Here is a 17,924-nt window from a genome sequence, read left to right as displayed (position 1 = left end):
AGCTGAGAGCAAATGACTACACTGTCAGGGCAGACGGCTCATCCTCACCTGCAGATGTATAAAGCTGATAATACAATCCCCGCTTTAAAAGCAGTTCCTCATGATTTCCTTCTTCCACAATATTGCTGTCAGAAAGCACCAGTATCCGGTCCGCATTCTGGATGGTAGTAAGGCGGTGGGCAATGGTCAGTGTGGTGCGGCCGACTGCCAGCCGGTCCAGTGACTGGGAAACCAGATGCTCGCTCTCGTTGTCAAGAGCAGAGGTGGCTTCGTCAAGGATCAGCACCTGGGGATTTTTAAGGAATACCCTGGCAATGCTGATTCGCTGCTTTTGTCCTCCTGAAAGCTTTACGCCCCGCTCTCCCACATAGGTGTCATAGCCATCCTTCAGCCCTGTAATGAACTCATGAGCTCCGGCCAGCTTTGCTGCCTGAATCACATCATCTCTGGAAGCACCCGGAAGGCCGTATTCAATGTTTTCAAATACCGTTCCTGAAAACAGGTACACATCCTGCTGCACCACGCCTACAGTGCTTCTTAAGCTCTCCAGGGTTACATTTTTAATGTCCTGGCCGTCTATGAGAATCCCCCCTTCCGTGGGATCATAGAAACGGGGGATTAGGTTGCATAAGGTGGTCTTTCCGCCTCCGGAAGGCCCTACAAGAGCCACCCGTTCTCCCGGTCTGATCGTAAGGTCAATGTTGGTCAGCACAGGATTATGGTCATCCGGGTATTCAAAGGATACCTTTTGAAACCGAATCTCACCTTTAACATCATGAAGCGGCTTTGCCCCTTCTTCGTCAAAGATATCCACGCTGGCATCCATTAACTCCATAAAACGTTCGATTCCGGTCATTCCTCTCTGGAACTGCTCCGCAAATTCGATGATCCTGCGGATAGTAGCAAGCAACGTAGTCACATACAGGGTATACGCCACCAGATCTCCCGGCTCAATCAGTCCCTTTATCATGAATATTCCGCCTGCAACGATGACAACCACATACATCAGGCCGTCAAACATACGAATGGTGTTCTGGAAAGCGGCCATGTATTTATATGTTTTTCTTTTGATCTCCAAAAATTCCAGATTATCCTTGTTGAACTTTTCGATCTCAATCTTTTCATTGGCAAAGGCCCGGACAACCCGGTTTCCTAAAAGACTGTCCTCGATCCTGGCATTCAGCTCCCCGATGTGGTTTCTCTGGTGCTTAAACGCTCTTCTCACCTGCAGGTTAAAGTAGGTACAGGACACTGCCATAACCGGAATCAGCAGGAAGATGATCAGCGTCAGAGGAAGATTGATCCCTGCCAGTATAAGAAATGACACCACTGTCTTTAAGAAGGCAATAAAAAATTCCTCCGGGCAGTGGTGGGCAAATTCCGTCACGTCAAATAAGTCACTGGTGATCCGGGACATGATCTGTCCAACCTTTGTATTGTTAAAATAGTTATCCGACAGCTTCTGCAAATGGGCAAATGCATCCTGCCTCATATCGGTCTCAATGGCGGCGCCCATAACATGGCCTGTGTAAGCCATGTAAAAGCTGGCCATTCCGTCAATGATCCTGAGACCAAAATAAAGTGCGCCGATCGCCATGATCATCTGTACCGTAAGGGACGTCAAATCCTTAAGTCCCTGATTGGTGATATAGCGCAGAATCAAAGGCAATACCATTTCACATATGGTGGTAAGCGACGCACAGAATAAATCCATGGCCATAACTTTGGTATATTTTTTATAGTAGGGCACAAAGCGTCTTAACAATGTGCCCGTTCTCATCTCTTTCTGTTTCATACTATCCTCTACTCTGTAATCTTAATATTTTTAATCAGCCCTAAGGCCCAATCTTTTTCCCCCTGCTTTCTGCTGATTATATTGATGTTCATGCGCTGTTCCTTATAAAGAACCTGTGCCGACATCCCATAAAGAATTTCCCCATCCCGTTCCTCCGGCTCATAGAATGCCGCACGGGCCACGGCCTTTCCTATGTCAAAATCCATAATTTCCGGCCCTTTTCCCTGCTCAAACCACTGGTTTTTAAATTCTGCCTTACGCCCTTCAAATACTGCCGCATAAACGTAATAATCATGGCCCCCATAATCCTCCCCGTCATAGTAGTGATCCATGCTGCCGTTATATGATTCGTCGTAAAGGAAATTTCCCGGTAACCCAAAGCTCATGTTGCCGATCTTCCGGTAAACCAGATGCTTTCTGCAGCCGATCATAACATCCTCCGGCAGGAAAGTCACTCCTTCTAAATCCACAGGAATATGCCCGTCAAGGCTGCACACCTCCAGATACTCTTTCTTGGGAAAGGGCAGCTTCCGGTCCATGGAAAGCGCCCGTTCCAGAAGCTCAATGATCTCCCGGTTTATCTTTTCATCCTGCCCGCTGCGTCCTGACGGCATGTAATAGCAGAACTGGTGTAGCAGGACCATGGCGCTGTTCCTGTAAAACAAAAAAATCCCTGGCAAATGCAACGCCTATACCAGAATGTATCATCCCTTTGATCTCGTTAAAAGAAAATGACCGAATATGGGTGATCAGTTTTCCCACCTGACGATCCGGTACATAATAAACCGAAGGCCAGCAAAACATGTATTCCCCATCTTCGCCCCAACCGGACACCAGCTTCATAAGATCAGAAAACCACAGGTAAAAGTACTTCTGTCTCATGGCAAGAAAATCCCTTTTTATATAATACCCGGTCCTGTCCTCGACCTTGAGCCTTAGCCTTTCTTCTTTAGCCAGCCGCTCCAGAAAACTGATGGCCGCCGCATGGAAGCCGGGACCGGCAATGTTGGTCTGGCTCTCCCCCTGAAGCTTTTTCCTGCTCCATTTAAGCCAAATATAGCCTTCCTGGCATAGCTGAACAAGCAAAAAACCTTCTACCCGGAAACAATGGTATCCCATTTCCTTTGCCAGCTTTTTTGCCATGCTCTCCGCTGACTGGCAATTCCAGCTAATCCCTGAAAAAATTTTTTTCTTTGGCTCCAAAGAAAACCTGATTCGAATGCTCATCTGAAACCCTTCCTAAGATATCTTTCTCTATTCTATCGTATTTTCATAAGAAATGGAAGCATAAAACGAATAAGGATGCATTTAATTTTCTAGTTTACATAAAATTATCATGTCTTTTGTGCAAAGACAACAAAAATAAGAACCTTCCAGTGCTGTCACCGGAAAGCTCTTATTGCTTTGGCATTATTTATTTCACAAGTAACGATCTTCCTGTCATCTCTTCCGGCTGTTTTAATCCCATAAGTTGGATGAGGGTGGGAGCGATATCAGCCAGGCATCCGCCTTCTCTCAGCTGATAGGCTGGATCTGCATTTACCAGGATAAACGGAACCGGGTTGGTGGTATGGGCAGTAAAGGGTTCTCCTGTCTCATAATCCAGTAGCTGCTCCGCATTACCATGATCCGCACAGATAAACAGCATTCCATCGGCTTCCCTGATGGCTTCTACGGTTCTTCCAACACATGCATCCACCGTCTCAATGGCCTTGATGGCTGCAGCCTCAATACCCGTATGGCCAACCATATCCGGATTTGCAAAGTTCACGATGATTACATCATATTTACCGGATTGAATGGCCTCCACCAGCTTATCGCATACCATGGGGGCGCTCATCTCAGGCTGGAGGTCATAAGTGGCTACCTTTGGAGACGGAACCAGGATCCTGTCCTCCCCCTTATTAGGCTCTTCCACGCCGCCGTTAAAGAAAAAGGTTACATGGGCATATTTTTCCGTTTCCGCAATCCTGGCCTGGGTCAGGTCATTCTGAGCCAAAAATTCGCCGAAGGTGTTTGCAATGCTTTCTTTCTTAAAGGCGACCAGTTTGTTATGAATGGTTTCATCGTAATCCGTAAAGCATACATAGGTCAGCTCCAGGCGTTTTTCTCTTCCGAATCCCTTAAACTCATCATCGCAGAAGGCTCGTGTAATCTCTCTTGCCCGGTCAGGACGGAAGTTAAAGAAGATCACGGAGTCGCCGTCCTTTACGGTAGCAACCGGTTTTCCATCCTCCGTCACAACAAAAGGCTCCACAAATTCATCATAAATCTCTTTGTCATAGGAAGCCTGGATTCCGGCTGTAGCCGAATCCCCATGGTTTCCTTCGCCCTTTGTCAGAGCATTATATGCCCGTTCCACACGGTCCCAGCGGTTATCCCGGTCCATGGCATAGTAGCGGCCCATGACAGACGCCACTTTCCCTGTGCCAAGCTCTTTCATCTTTTCTTCCAGCGCTTCCACGAAGTTCTTTCCAGAAGCGGGAGGCGTATCACGTCCGTCCAGGAAGCAATGAACATAAACCTTATCAAGGCCTTTTCTCTTTGCCAGCTCTAAAAGGCCGTAAATATGGGTATTGTGGCTGTGCACCCCGCCGTCTGATACAAGGCCCCACATATGAAGAGCTGACCCGGTTTTCTTGCAGTTTTCCACTGCCTGTAAAAATCCTGCCACCTCAAAAAAATCGCCGTCTTCAATGGACTTTGTAATTCTGGTAAGTTCCTGATATACGATGCGTCCTGCTCCCATATTCAGATGTCCTACCTCTGAGTTGCCCATCTGTCCGTCAGGAAGACCTACTGCCAGTCCGCTGGCGTTTCCCTTGACAAAAGGACACTGGCTCATAAGCTGGTCCATGATAGGGGTCTTGCCTTCACAAACAGCGTTATGGTCGCAGTTATCATTTAATCCATAACCATCAAGTATCATTAATACAACCGGTTTTCTGCTCATAACTAGTTCTCCTTTATCTCTTTTACATTCTATTGTAATGGTAGCATCCTGGAAATTTATCATCATGCCCCAAAGTGTGGGAAATCTTATGGAAATCATTGTCTCACAAATCATATTTTACATGATTTGCACATTTCTTGCAACCGGTGAATGATGAAATAAAAACAGGACTTTTCCCTCGTTTTCTTCCTGTCGGAAAAAGCTGCCGCCCCCTACCGGATAAGAAAAGGAGGCAGCAGCTTTTATCTGCTTATTTGTTGTAGTTTACAATTTTACCAAACTCAGGCTTTAAGGATGCCCCGCCAACCAGGCCGCCGTCAATATCAGGCTGTGCAAACAGCTCCGGAGCGCTTGCAGCAGATACGGAACCGCCGTACTGAATGCGGATGGCTTCGGCGGTAGCTTCGTCATAGATTTCTAAGATGCATGAGCGGATTGCACTGCAAACCTCCTGGGCCTGCTCCGTAGTCGCCACTTTTCCGGTGCCAATGGCCCAGATCGGTTCATAAGCGATAACTGCTTTTGCCGCATTCTCTGCCGGAATACCTAAGAAAGCGATCTTAATCTGCTGGCGGATCCAGTCAAGGGTGATTCCCTGTTCTCTCTGAGTCAGGGATTCTCCGCAGCAAACAATGGGAGTAATGCCGTATTCAAATGCCTTGAGAACTTTTTTGTTCACCGTTTCATCTGTTTCAGCAAAATATTCCCTTCTCTCGGAATGGCCGATCACCACATAGTTTACACCTGCATCCTTTAACATGGCAGGAGAAATCTCTCCGGTATAAGCCCCCTTATCCTCGTAATACATGTTTTCAGCACCGATATGGATATTGGTTCCTTTCGCAGCTTCCATAGCTGGTATGATGTCAATAGCCGGGACACAGAAAACAACGTCTACATCATCATTTGCCACCAAAGGCTTTAAGGTGTTCACCAGCTCCACAGCCTCAGAGGGAGTCATATTCATTTTCCAGTTACCTGCTATAATTTTCTTTCTGGACATAGTATCAACCTTCCTTTATGTTCGTCATTCAAAAGACCGGAATCTCCTGTCTTTCAAGGCCCGGACAGTCTTTCTTTGTCCGGGCCGATATCCTCTCTAACGGATTTACATTATGAAGACTTCCTTTTATTTATTGTCTGCAGCAGCCACACCTGGCAGCTCCTTGCCTTCCAGGAATTCAAGAGAAGCGCCTCCGCCTGTGGAGATATGAGTCATCTTGTCAGCAAAACCAAGTCTCTTTACCGCATTGACAGAGTCGCCGCCTCCGATTACCGTTGTGGCATCAGAAAGCTCTGCAACTGCACGGCAAACTTCCAAAGTACCCTCAGCAAAATTGGAAAATTCAAATACGCCCATCGGTCCGTTCCAAACAACGGTCTTGGCATCCTTTAACGCGGCCTTGAAAAGCTCAATGGTTTTCGGTCCGATATCAAATCCTGACCAGCCTGCGTCTATGACCTCAACGACTTTTCTTTCCGTATCATTGGAAAACTCCAGGCCTTCCACGTTATCTACCGGAAGCAAAAGGTTTACTCCCTTGTCTTTCGCCTTCTTGATCATCTCCAACGCATAATCAAGCTTATCCTCTTCACATAAGGAATTTCCGATTTCCTTGCCCTGAGCCTTTTCAAAGGTATAAGCCATACCGCCGCCGATGATTAAGGTATCAACCTTATCAAGGAGGTTATTGATCACGTTGATCTTATCGGAAACCTTTGCCCCACCCAGGATTGCCACGAAAGGACGTACCGGATTCTCCACTGCCTGACCCAGGAATTTGATTTCTTTTTCCATCAGGTAGCCTACCACATTGGTGGTGGTATATTTGGTAACACCTACATTCGAGCAATGAGCTCTGTGAGCGGTGCCAAAAGCATCGTTTACGAAAATACCGTCACAAAGGGATGCCAGCTCTTTCGCATACTCTTCTGCATTCTCATCCTTGCCGTACTTTGTCTCTTCGGCTCTGTAGCGGGTGTTTTGAAGCAGCAGAACTTCCCCATCCTTTAATTCCCCGGCAACCTTTCTGGTCTCAGAACCTGTTACCTTCGGATCGTTTACAAATTTCACTTCCACCCCAAGTCTTTCGCTTAAAGCGGGAGCTACCGGCTCCAGTGACATCTCGGGAAGAGGTTCGCCCTTTGGTTTTCCAAGGTGGGAGCAGAGGATCACTTTTGCACCCTGATCCAGTAATTTCTTGATCGTAGGAACGGCTCCGTCGATACGGTTAAAGTTCTGAATCACACCTTCTTTTAACGGCACGTTGAAATCACATCTTACTAAAACTTTCTTTCCCTGTAACCCGGATAAATCATCAACTGTTTTCTTATTAAGCATATTTCAATGCTCCTTTCAGGTTTACTGTTCTTTCATACATTTATAGAGATAAAGGGTCCGGTCCATAACGACCGGACCCTTTGTGGATCATTAGCCTAATTCAGCAAAGTACTTAATGGTACGAACCATCTGGCTTGTATAGGAATTCTCATTATCATACCATGAAACAACCTGAACCTGATATAAATCATCGCCGATCTTGGAAACCATGGTCTGAGTAGCATCAAATAAGGAACCGAATCTCATGCCAACAACATCAGAGGAAACGATCTCATCTGTATTGTATCCGAAGGAATCGCTTGATGCTGCCTTCATAGCTGCGTTGATGCCTTCCTTGGTGACGTCTGCACCCTTAACAACTGCGGTTAAGATGGTGGTAGAGCCTGTGGGAACCGGAACACGCTGTGCGGAACCGATTAACTTGCCGTTTAATTCCGGAATAACCAGACCGATTGCCTTTGCCGCACCGGTAGAGTTGGGAACGATGTTGGCTGCGCCTGCTCTTGCTCTTCTTAAGTCGCCTTTTCTGTGAGGTCCGTCAAGAATCATCTGATCTCCTGTGTAAGCATGGATGGTGCTCATGATACCGGACTGGATCGGTGCATAATCGTTAAGAGCTTTTGCCATAGGAGCCAGGCAGTTTGTTGTACAGGAAGCAGCAGAGATGATCTTGTCATCAGCGGTTAAGATATTCTCGTTTACACTGTAAACAACGGTTGGAAGATCATTACCAGCCGGAGCGGAAATAACCACCTTCTTAGCACCTGCATCAATGTGAGCCTGGGCCTTATCCTTGGAGCAATAGAATCCTGTACACTCAAGAACTACATCAACACCGATCTCTCCCCATGGAAGCTCAGCAGCCTTTGCCTGGGCATAAATTCTAATTGTCTTTCCATCTACAGTAATGGAGTCCTCGGAAGCCTCTACGGTGTGAATCCCCTCACCATAGTATCCAGCGTATCCGCCCTGTGCAGTGTCGTATTTTAATAAATGCGCTAACATCTTTGGATCTGTTAAATCGTTAATAGCTACTACTTCATAGCCTTCTGCGCCAAACATCTGTCTGAATGCAAGACGGCCAATACGGCCGAAACCATTAATCGCCACTTTTACTGCCATAATTCAATTCCTCCTAAGAATAAAATTAATTTGATTGTTAAATAATAATCAACTACCCTTTATTTTACCTAATATTCCAGTAAATAGCAAGTCCTTTTTTATTTTATATTATGCCCTTACCCTAAATCTCATTCTTCACATAGCTGGCCAGATTATAGGAATGGTCGGAAATTCGTTCCAGATTACTGATAAGCTCCAGGAACACAACCCCTGACGATGTATTGCATTCCCCTGTGGAAAGCCGTTCAATATGCTTTTCTCTCAGCTCCTCTTCCAAAAGATCCACCTCATCCTCACACTGGTTCACCTTCCGGACCTCCTCCATGTCCCCTTTTCTTCTGGCTTCTATGGAATGGAAAAAGGATTGGTAAGCCGCCTCACAGATGATCTTTAAATCAGAAGCACCTGTATCGGAAAAGCTGATTTCATGCCGGATCATGTATTCCGCCTGCTCCGCAAGGTTTTCCGCATGATCTCCCACCCGTTCGATATCATTGACGCTGTAAAATAAGTTGTTGACTACCAGTTTTTGCTCCTCCGTCAGGGATAAATTGTTGATTTTGACCAGATATTCGATCAGCATCTTTTCCATATTATTGATCGTCTTCTCTGTTTTATACACTTCTCTCGTCTCTTCCTCATTTTTCGTGAGAACCGCATCCATGGCCCGCTTTACATTATCCAGGGTGATCTGTCCCATATGTACGACTTCCATTGCGGCTGTTTCCACCGCAAATGCCGGGGACTCAAAAATTCTCTCATCCAGGTGCTTCATGGTCACAGCTTCTTCCCCTGCCGTTTCTAAATCGCCGGTTTTACTCTCCGGAATCACAAATCCGGAAAAATGAACCAGCTGCTTTGCAAATGGGAACAGCAGACAGGTATTGGTCAGGTTAAAGAATGTATGGAATATGGAAATCTGGACCGCTGTAATGTTATGGGCAGCCAATGCCGGAGCAGCCATAAAAAGGACAATAGAGCCAATGCCGAAAATAAGGGCCCCCATCACATTAAAGGACAAGTGGATCACTGCCGCCCGCTTTGCGGTTCTGGAACCGCCGATGCTGGAAATAAGTGCGGTGACGCAGGAACCGATGTTCTGTCCCAAGGTGATAAAAATAGCGGCATTGGTAGTCACCACTCCGTTCATGGCAAGGGTCTGAAGAATGCCCACCGATGCAGAAGAGCTTTGGAGCAGAGCCGTTACCAGGGCTCCGATGAGCATGCCCAGTAAGGGATTCCTTCCCAAAAGCCGGAATGCCTCGGAAAAAACAGGGGCATCCGTATAGGGGGAGATGGCTCCCGACATAAAATCAAGGCCAACAAACAGCATCCCAAGCCCCACCAGGATCTCCCCTATGGTTTTCGCCCTCTGCTTATTTCCAAATAACAGAAGAACTGCACCGATTCCAATGAAAAGAGGGGCGGAAAAGGAAGGCTGCAATATGGAAAATGCATCACCCAGTTGATTCATGGATACGATCCAGGCTGTAATGGTGGTACCGATGTTGGCTCCCATAATAACGCCCACCGCCTGGGTCAGATTAAGCACTCCCGCACTTACAAAGCCTACCACCATAACCGTGGTCGCTCCGCTGCTCTGGATGATGGCCGTTATAAGTGCCCCCAGGATCACTGCCAGGAAACGGTTGTTTGTGAGCATCCCCAGAAAACGGCTCATCCGGCTTCCTGCGCTCTTTTGCATACCGTCTGCCATGGTATTCATGCCATACAGGAACATTCCCAGTCCACCCATAAAGCCAAACAAACTCGATATGTCATTTATAGACATGTATAACCTCCTTATAACCACTGAACATGGTTTTATTCCGGTACGCCGGACGTTCTGCACAGGCGCACCGTTTAAAATATAGCATAGGCAGAATCTCTTTTTCAACGCTTTTTATAAATTATGTAAAATTTTGGTGAAATTTAGGTAAAACCGCCCCTTCACTGCGTTGCTTTTCTCCCCTCGATTGATTATAATGGATTTAATTTTTGAAAGGAGAACCTCATGCTGCCAGATTATCATTTTCACACAGATTTTTCAGGTGATTCCAACACCCCCATGCGGGCTCAGCTGGAACAGGCCATTAACCTTTCAATGACTTCCCTTTGTGTTACGGACCATCATGATTATGATGTGGACTCTGTCATTGATTTTACCCTTCCGACGGACAAATACTTTAATACGATGTCCGCCCTGAGAGAAGAATACAAGGACCGGATCGACCTCCGGATCGGGATCGAACTGGGACTTCAGCCCCATTTAAAAAAGTATTACCATGAGCTGCTTTCAAGCCATCCCTTTGATTTTGTTATCGGCTCCACCCATTTTATCAATCGAAAAGATCCTGCTTATCCGGAATTTTTTGAGGGCAGAGGGGAACAGGAAGCATATCTTCAGTATTTCCAGGCCACACTGGATAATGTAAAAAATTTAAATACCTACGACGTGGCAGGCCACATCGACTACATTGTCCGTTATGGTCCCAACAAAGCCGCATATTACAGCTATGAAGCGTACCGGGACATACTTGACCAAATTTTAAGAGCGGTCATTGAACGGGGAAAAGGAATTGAATGCAACACAGCCGGTCTTCGAAAAGGGATCGGCCAGCCCAACCCATGTGACAGGATCTTGATGCGCTATAGGGAATTAGGAGGTGAGATCATAACCATCGGTTCTGATGCCCACATACCGGAGGATATAGGCGCAGATTTTCAAGCAGCAAGAGAGCTTTTAAAGCAATGCGGTTTTTCCTATTATACGGAATTTTATAGAAGGAAGCCGGAATTTAAGCCTCTGTAAACGAAGGATCGAACAATACCCGGAATTGGAGAATTGATATGAATGTATTTGATATTATCGGCCCAGTTATGATCGGGCCTTCCAGCTCCCATACGGCAGGAGCCGCCCGTATCGGCAAAACGGCCGCCCTGCTTTTAGGCGCTCCGGTGGCAAAGGCAGAGATCTTATTTCACGGTTCTTTTGCTAAAACCTTTAAGGGGCATGGGACCGACAAGGCCATTGTAGGGGGGATCTTAAAACTGGATCCCTGGGATCCGGGAATCCGCACAAGCCTTGAGACGGCGGAAGAACAAGGGGTATCCGTCTCAATCCGTACCGGTACCATTGAAAATGCCCATCCAAACACAGCCCTGGTCACCCTTACTTCGGCGGATGGAAGCAGCATTACCGTTCAGGGAGCATCTGTGGGAGGCGGCAACATTGTTATAACAAAGGTAAATGATATGGAGGTTTATTTTACGGGCCAGAACACCACCCTGATCGTCATGCATCAGGATCTTCCCGGCATCATCGCCCATGTTACCAACCTGGTTGCTGTCGGCAAGGCCAACATCTGTAATTTCCGCTTAAACCGGCAGGAAAAAGGCGGGCTTGCCATCATGACCATTGAAATGGATTCTGATTTTGACCAGTCCTTAGTCCGTGAGATCAAGGCCATCCCTCATGTATACAATACTATTCTGTTAAAACTGAACTGAACCAGGAGGAACCAATGCAATTAAAATATAAATCCGTGGAAGAACTTGTTTCAGCCGCTTCCTCTTCCAATAAGAAACTATCGGAAATCGTCTTAACGCAGCAGGCCTGGGATATGGAGACCACCGAGGAAGCCCTTTACGCCAATATGAAAAACAGCTTTACGGTTATGAGGGAGTCTGTCTTAAACGGAATGGATGAAAGCCTCCGCTCTTCCAGCGGGCTTTCCGGCGGCGCTGCTGCCAAATTAAAAAAAGCCGTGGAGGAAGGCAAGAACCATTACGGTCATCTCCTTGGAAATGCCATAAGCATGGCACTTGCCGTGACGGAATACAATTCCTGTATGGGACAGATCGTGGCGGCTCCCACGGCAGGCTCATGCGGAGTCATTCCTGCTGCCCTGATTTCCGTAATGGAGGAATTTGACCTTCCGGAACATGACATCATCATGTCCATGTTTACCGCATCGGCCATTGGAATGGTCATTGCCAAGTGCGCCAGCATCGCCGGTGCAGAGGGCGGTTGCCAGGCGGAGGTAGGTTCTGCCTCCGCCATGGCGGCGGCTGCCCTGACGGAAATCTTCGGAGGTACGCCACAGATGGTCTCCGACAGCTGTGCCATTGCCCTCAAAAATACCATGGGCCTGGTATGTGACCCTGTGGCAGGCCTGGTGGAAGTCCCCTGCATCAAGCGGAATGCCATGGGAGTTGCCAATGCATTTACCGCTTCAGAGCTGGCCTGTGCCGGAATTACCAGTGTTATTCCTGCAGACGAAGTGATCCTGGCAATGAAGCAGGTAGGCGACCTTATGTCTTCCTCTTTAAAAGAAACATCCGAGGGAGGCCTTGCCGCAACTCCCACCGGCTGCCGCCTGCGCAGGCAGATCTTTGGTTCTGATCCGGCCTGATCATGGGTCTATTTCTTACCGGCTGCCTTGATTTTTGAGGCAACGTAGTTATAAAACTCATTTTTTTCTTCCTTTAAAACACGGTCTGCCAGTACAAAGCCATGAGTGGAATCGGAAAAAATCAGGATCATATTAGGCTTTCTGGCAATTCTCCTGATTTTTTCCCATCTGATGTCCCAATGATTCTCTCCCTGCTTCACATGGATTCCCCAGTCATCAAAGCCCATATGGGTATCCAGGCTGATGGATTCTGCCTGTTTTCTGGCTTTTTTGTATGCGAATACAGGCTGGATCAATGGAAACAGACAGCAGCCAAGTATAACAAAGGTCTTAAAAAAAGGACCGGATGAATTCCATCTGGAAACCCCAAGGGCAAAAACTGCGATTGTAAAAATCACATTGCACACTCCAACCAGGGAACCATAAATATAATACATGGATAACTGCCAGATATCCGCCGCCGTATTCCGGTATCTGTATTCATATTTCATTGCATTCCTTCCTTTCATCATTCAATTTCTCCAAAGCGCGCTTTATTATGAAAAAAGAATCAGGCATTCATAGAAAAAATGCCTGATTCCATAACCTGTCTTTTGGCAATCCTGCTGCTGTTGGCGGTTGTGCCGGTACAGGATCACTATTTAACCAACAGGGAAGGCAGTCCCATACTGATAGCCGGAACAAAGGTGATCAGCAAGAGGGTGATAATCATACAAATGTAAAAGGGGAGTGTTGCCTTTACTACCTTTTCCATAGGAAGCTTTGCCACAGCAGAGCCAATAAATAACACGGCGCCAACCGGAGGGGTCAAAAGACCGATGCCGCAGTTTAACACGACGATAATACCGAACTGGACCGGATCAATGCCGATGGAGGTTGCAATCGGAAGTAAAATCGGCGTTGCAATCAGGATAATGGGTGACATATCCATAATACAGCCTAATACCAAAAGAATCAGATTCAGAAGCAGTGCCAGGAGGATCGGATTGTCGGTGATACCGGTTATGGCGCTTGCGGCCAGATCCGGAACATGGAGAGTTGTCAGGCAATACCCAAATACATTGGAGGTTGCAATCAGGATCAGAACGATGGCAAGAGTATTGACACAATCATCCATAACCCTCCAGACACCTTTCCAGTCCAGTCCTTTATAAATGAATACGCTGACAATGAGGCTATAGAGAACTGCAATGGCAGCAGATTCCGTTGCCGTGAAAACGCCTCCTACTACACCAAACACAACAATCAGTACTGCTGCAAGTGCCCAGAATGAGATTCCAAGCTGTTTTATAAGATTTTTAATGCTGAATTTATCTCCCTTAGGATAGTTTCTCTTTACTGAGATAATATAAGAACCCACCATAAGAGACAGGGCAAGAAGGGCTCCGGGAATATATCCTGCAAGGAACAGGCTTCCTACAGAGATTCCGCCTGCCGTAGTGGCATAAATAACCATATTGTGGCTGGGAGGGACCAAAAGCCCCTCACAGGAGGAGGTTATGGTTACAGCTGTTGAAAAGTCATCATCATAGCCCTGATCCACCATCATAGGGATCAAAATGGAACCTAAAGAAGCCGTATCAGCAGCGGCGGAACCGGAAATTCCTCCAAAGAAATAAGAAGCAACGATATTAACCATTGCCATTCCGCCCCGCATCCATCCTACGCATGCATTGGCCAAAGCAATGAGTTTCTCCGAAATACCGCCGGACCCCATTAAAACACCCATGGTAATAAAGAACGGTACCGCCATAAGACTGAAGGAGCTGATTCCTTTCACCATCTGCTGACAGATGATTGTGAAGGATTTGCCTTGGGCAAGCAGACAGAACACTGCGGAAAGAGCAACTGCATAAGCAATGGGAAAACGCAGGAGAACCATCAGAAAGAAGCTGCCCAGTAAAATAAGGATTATGATATTTCCGCTCATTACAGATTTTCCTCCTTTGCAAAAAGACTTTTTATATGATTATACAAAGCCTCTGATTCAAAAATGATCATAGCAGCACCTGCCAGCGGAATCGGGAAATACATCCAGAACCTGGAAAGCCACGGCATACTGGTATAAAATCCCTTGGCCCCAATACCGGAAGCATATTTCCAGCCAACGGTAAGCATGATGACCGCCAGCGCAAAAATAGCTATATCCGCCAGGATATCCAGGGCTTTTTTCAGACTTTTCGGCAGATAAGAATCCAAAGCGGTCATACGGATATGGGAGCCATTCCGGATCGCAAGGGCCGCGGAAAGAACTGCCATATAGGCCATGCAGGTCAGAACGACCTCTTCACTCCAGGCGGGATCTGGAATAAAGGAAATGTACCGGCCCGCAACTGACATACTGGTGATCAGAACGTCACCGATCAACAGCAGCTTGCAAATGAGCAGAACAGCTTTATAAGTTATGTCATAAGCAGGCTTTATTTTGTCAATCTTATTAAATATTTCTGGCATAAAGATCCCCTTTCTAATGATTAGGGCACAGAAGGCTTAGGCTTCTGTGCCCTTCTTTCAAAACGAATTATTTCATATCAAGGATCTGCTGATATAAATCTGCGTTTTCCTTCGTATTTTCAGCAATCACATCCTTGCAGGCCTCCTGCCATGGTGTGATGTCGGTAACCTCTACCACATTAACACCGGCGGCCTTCAGCTCATCCAATACCTCATTTTCCGCATCCTGGGAAAGCTTTTTATTAAAGTCAGATGCGTATTCGGCTGCCTCAGCCATAATCTTTTGCTGATTCTCGGTCAGTTTGTCCCAGGCTTCATCCGTAATAATAACCTGAATGGCACCAAGAGTATGTCCGTCCAGTATCAGATTAGGAGCAACCTCCTGGAAAGCATTGCCCTTATAGTTTGCGATGGGCTGCTCAGCGGCATCTACAACGCCGGTCTGAAGAGCAGAATAAAGTTCGTTCATGCTGACTACGGTAGGGTTCGCACCCAAAGCGCTTACCATGCCTGTCATAACAGGATCACTGGAAACACGGATCTTCATTCCCTTTAAGTCTTCCATACTGTTTACCGGATTCTTTGAGAAGAAATGGCGGAAGCCTTCTTCCCCATAAAACAGGCCTCTTACTCCCAATCCAAGATCATTTGGTTCCATTAAGAATTGAGGTGCCAGATCACTGCTTACAAATTTCCAGTAATGATCCCTACCTGCAAAAGTATAAGGAATCGATAACAGCTTGGATTTGGTAGCACCGTAGCTGGTCAGTGCGAAGGCAGAGATTCGGGACATATCAATGGTTCCGCCGCCGCCAAGCATGGTATCAAGAACGTCATTTTCCGCTCCCAGAACACCGCTGGCCTGCAAGTCAATCTTAATGGATCCGCCGGATAATTCCTCTACTTTATCCTTAAATGCCTGATCAGTCTTTCCAACTATGGTATCCAGAGGATTTACTTCTGCATACACCAGTGTGACCTGAGGATCTTCCGATGCAGCCTCCTTGGATTCCTCTCCTTTTGTGGTTTCCCCGGCAGCTGCCGTAGTAGCCGCCTCGGTCGTTGATTCATTTTTATTGGAACCACCGCAGGCAGACAAAGATGCGGCTGCCAGTGCAGCCAACAGTAAAACACTGATTGCTCTTTTTTTCATGTTAATACCCTCCTTTTTTTTCATCCTATCATGGAACAGCATGTGAAACTATCGTAAATTTTTAAGAATCCTAGTATTTTTTTAACATCTTCTTAACTAAAAACCAATATATCTTTACAAAAAATTAGTATATCCCTGTATTAGCCGGATATCCTCCCCTTTTCCAGTAATTAGAAAAATCTGCAAAAAGAGAAACACCGTCCGGTGACTCTCCTGCTGTCATGGACGGTGCTTCTCTTTTTTGTTTATTCGTATGTTATTCAACAAGCTTACGCTTATAAATCTCTATGACCCTTCTCATTGCTTCCTGACCCGGCGCTCCGATTGTCATCCTCTTTTCCACACAGGTCTTTAAGCTGATGGCCTCATAGATATCCTCTTTAAATACCGGGCTGATGGCCTGAAATTCTTCCAGACTCATATCATCTAAGGCAATCCCCTTTCCAATGCAGAACAGAACAAGCTGGCCGACGATCCCATGGGCGTCCCGGAAGGCCACTCCATGATTGACCAGATAATCAGCCGCATCCGTTGCATTGGTAAAGCCGTTCTTAGCACTGGCTTCCATCACATCTTTTCGGAAGGTCATCGTGGAGATCATCCCTGTAAACAAGGCCAGGCATCCCTTTACCGTATCAATGGCGTCAAAGGTCAGCTCCTTATCCTCCTGCATATCCTTATTATAGGCGAGGGGGATCCCCTTCATGGTGGTCAGCAGGGAAACCAGTGCTCCATAGACTCTTCCGGTCTTTCCCCTGATTAATTCCGCAATGTCCGGGTTCTTTTTCTGAGGCATGATGCTGCTTCCGGTGCTGTAGGAATCATCGATCTCCACAAACCGGTATTCGTTGGTATTCCAGATAATGATCTCTTCACAAAATCTGCTTAAATGCATGGCTATGGTGGACAGAGCGCTTAAAAGCTCAATCAAGTAATCCCTGTCAGCCACAGAGTCCATGCTGTTTAACGTTGGTCCGTCAAATCCCAGAAGCCCTGCACTATATTCCCGGTCCAGAGGATAGGTTGTCCCGGCCAGAGCACCGGAGCCAAGAGGGCAGTAGTTCATCCTTTTTTTGATATCAAAAAGGCGGGAGCAATCCCTGTCAAACATTTCATAATAAGCGCCTACGTGATGAGCCAGGGTAATGGGCTGGGCTTTTTGCAAATGGGTGAATCCAGGCATATAGGTATCCAGATTTTCCTCCATAAGCTTTAAAAGTTCCTTAAGAAGCCCTTTTACCAGGGAAGACAGTTCGTCTATTTCATCTCTGGTATACAGCTTCATATCAAGAGCCACCTGGTCATTTCGGCTGCGTCCCGTGTGAAGGCGCTTACCGGCCTCCCCGATCCGTTCCGTAAGAACCGCCTCCACAAAGGAATGAATGTCCTCATGCTCGGCCGTTATTACCAAGTCTCCCCGTTCCAGATCCTGCCGGATCTCCATAAGGCCTTTTACGATTTTATCCTTGTCAGCTTCCTTAAGAATTCCTTGTTTTGCCAGCATCTTCACATGAGCGATGCTGCCCTCAATATCCTGATGATAGAATTTCTGATCAAACGATATGGATGCATTAAAATTGTGTACCAGCTGATTGGTTTCCTTTGTGAAGCGTCCGCCCCATAGTTTCATAATTGAAATCTCCTCTTTCCTAAATTTCTGCAGGCACTGTCCATACCCGTAATGCTGCCAT

The 17,924-nt window shown here is 46.7% G+C and carries 16 protein-coding genes; 3 read left to right on the top strand and 13 right to left on the bottom strand.

The features are described 5' to 3' along the window. Positions 1-16: 16 nt before the first annotated feature. From CLOSA_RS04320 to CLOSA_RS04290, 8 genes are all read right to left on the bottom strand, one after another. Positions 17-1,795: an ABC transporter ATP-binding protein gene (locus CLOSA_RS04320; protein ID WP_013271550.1), complete on the bottom strand. Its 1,779-nt coding sequence runs from the start codon at positions 1,793-1,795 to the stop codon at positions 17-19. A gap of 8 nt (positions 1,796-1,803) precedes the next feature. Then, the gene (locus CLOSA_RS23115) at positions 1,804-2,460 is read right to left on the bottom strand and encodes a hypothetical protein (RefSeq protein ID WP_242647783.1); all 657 of its coding nucleotides are present in this window, start codon (positions 2,458-2,460) and stop codon (positions 1,804-1,806) included. Continuing rightward, a complete protein-coding gene (locus CLOSA_RS23110; protein ID WP_242647782.1) occupies positions 2,381-3,022 on the bottom strand; it encodes a hypothetical protein in 642 nt (213 codons plus the stop codon). The genes CLOSA_RS23115 and CLOSA_RS23110 overlap by 80 nt, the downstream gene beginning before the upstream one ends. Positions 3,023-3,209: 187 nt before the next feature. Continuing rightward, positions 3,210-4,748 carry a 2,3-bisphosphoglycerate-independent phosphoglycerate mutase gene (gene gpmI, locus CLOSA_RS04310; protein WP_013271549.1) on the bottom strand — a complete coding sequence of 513 codons (1,539 nt, stop codon included), beginning with the start codon at positions 4,746-4,748 and terminating at the stop codon, positions 3,210-3,212. 250 nt (positions 4,749-4,998) lie between these two features. Next, complete coding sequence (tpiA, locus tag CLOSA_RS04305) at positions 4,999-5,751, bottom strand: triose-phosphate isomerase (protein ID WP_013271548.1); 753 nt, start codon at positions 5,749-5,751, stop codon at positions 4,999-5,001. Between the two features lie 126 nt (positions 5,752-5,877). Further along, positions 5,878-7,089, bottom strand: a complete 1,212-nt coding sequence (locus CLOSA_RS04300; protein WP_013271547.1) for a phosphoglycerate kinase — start codon at positions 7,087-7,089, stop codon at positions 5,878-5,880. Between the two features lie 90 nt (positions 7,090-7,179). Further along, positions 7,180-8,211 (bottom strand): type I glyceraldehyde-3-phosphate dehydrogenase, encoded by a 1,032-nt coding sequence (gene gap / locus CLOSA_RS04295; RefSeq protein ID WP_013271546.1) that lies wholly within the window; start codon positions 8,209-8,211, stop codon positions 7,180-7,182. A 121-nt stretch (positions 8,212-8,332) separates the two neighbouring features. After that, positions 8,333-10,003, bottom strand: a complete 1,671-nt coding sequence (locus CLOSA_RS04290; protein WP_013271545.1) for a Na/Pi cotransporter family protein — start codon at positions 10,001-10,003, stop codon at positions 8,333-8,335. A gap of 222 nt (positions 10,004-10,225) precedes the next feature. Between CLOSA_RS04290 and CLOSA_RS04285 the strand changes: the two genes are divergently transcribed. The 3 genes from CLOSA_RS04285 to sdaAA are packed head-to-tail and all read left to right on the top strand — an operon-like array spanning position 10,226 to position 12,626. Beyond that, complete coding sequence (locus CLOSA_RS04285; RefSeq protein ID WP_013271544.1) at positions 10,226-11,023, top strand: histidinol-phosphatase HisJ family protein; 798 nt, start codon at positions 10,226-10,228, stop codon at positions 11,021-11,023. A 38-nt stretch (positions 11,024-11,061) separates the two neighbouring features. After that, positions 11,062-11,721 (top strand): L-serine ammonia-lyase, iron-sulfur-dependent subunit beta, encoded by a 660-nt coding sequence (gene sdaAB, locus CLOSA_RS04280; protein ID WP_013271543.1) that lies wholly within the window; start codon positions 11,062-11,064, stop codon positions 11,719-11,721. A 14-nt stretch (positions 11,722-11,735) separates the two neighbouring features. Beyond that, positions 11,736-12,626, top strand: coding sequence for an L-serine ammonia-lyase, iron-sulfur-dependent, subunit alpha (sdaAA, locus tag CLOSA_RS04275; protein WP_013271542.1), 891 nt, complete (start codon positions 11,736-11,738; stop codon positions 12,624-12,626). 8 nt (positions 12,627-12,634) lie between these two features. On the opposite strand, the gene CLOSA_RS04270 is transcribed toward sdaAA, so the two are convergent. The 5 genes from CLOSA_RS04270 to argH all read right to left on the bottom strand — a co-directional run bounded on the left by CLOSA_RS04270 (position 12,635) and on the right by argH (position 17,863). Further along, positions 12,635-13,117, bottom strand: a complete 483-nt coding sequence (locus tag CLOSA_RS04270) for a YcxB family protein (protein WP_013271541.1) — start codon at positions 13,115-13,117, stop codon at positions 12,635-12,637. Between the two features lie 146 nt (positions 13,118-13,263). After that, positions 13,264-14,556, bottom strand: coding sequence for a TRAP transporter large permease (locus CLOSA_RS04265; protein WP_013271540.1), 1,293 nt, complete (start codon positions 14,554-14,556; stop codon positions 13,264-13,266). Beyond that, entirely contained in the window at positions 14,556-15,080 is a 525-nt protein-coding gene (locus CLOSA_RS04260) for a TRAP transporter small permease (protein WP_013271539.1), read from the bottom strand. Before CLOSA_RS04260 ends, CLOSA_RS04265 begins: the two co-directional genes overlap by 1 nt. Positions 15,081-15,147: 67 nt before the next feature. Further along, complete coding sequence (locus CLOSA_RS04255; protein ID WP_013271538.1) at positions 15,148-16,233, bottom strand: TRAP transporter substrate-binding protein; 1,086 nt, start codon at positions 16,231-16,233, stop codon at positions 15,148-15,150. A gap of 256 nt (positions 16,234-16,489) precedes the next feature. After that, positions 16,490-17,863 (bottom strand): argininosuccinate lyase, encoded by a 1,374-nt coding sequence (gene argH, locus CLOSA_RS04250; protein WP_013271537.1) that lies wholly within the window; start codon positions 17,861-17,863, stop codon positions 16,490-16,492. Positions 17,864-17,924 lie beyond the last annotated feature (61 nt).

This window comes from [Clostridium] saccharolyticum WM1 (assembly GCF_000144625.1).
GTDB lineage: Bacteria > Bacillota > Clostridia > Lachnospirales > Lachnospiraceae > Lacrimispora > Lacrimispora saccharolytica.
The sequence above is the reverse complement of the archived record's forward strand: the minus strand, read 5'-3'. Positions and strand labels throughout refer to the sequence as shown.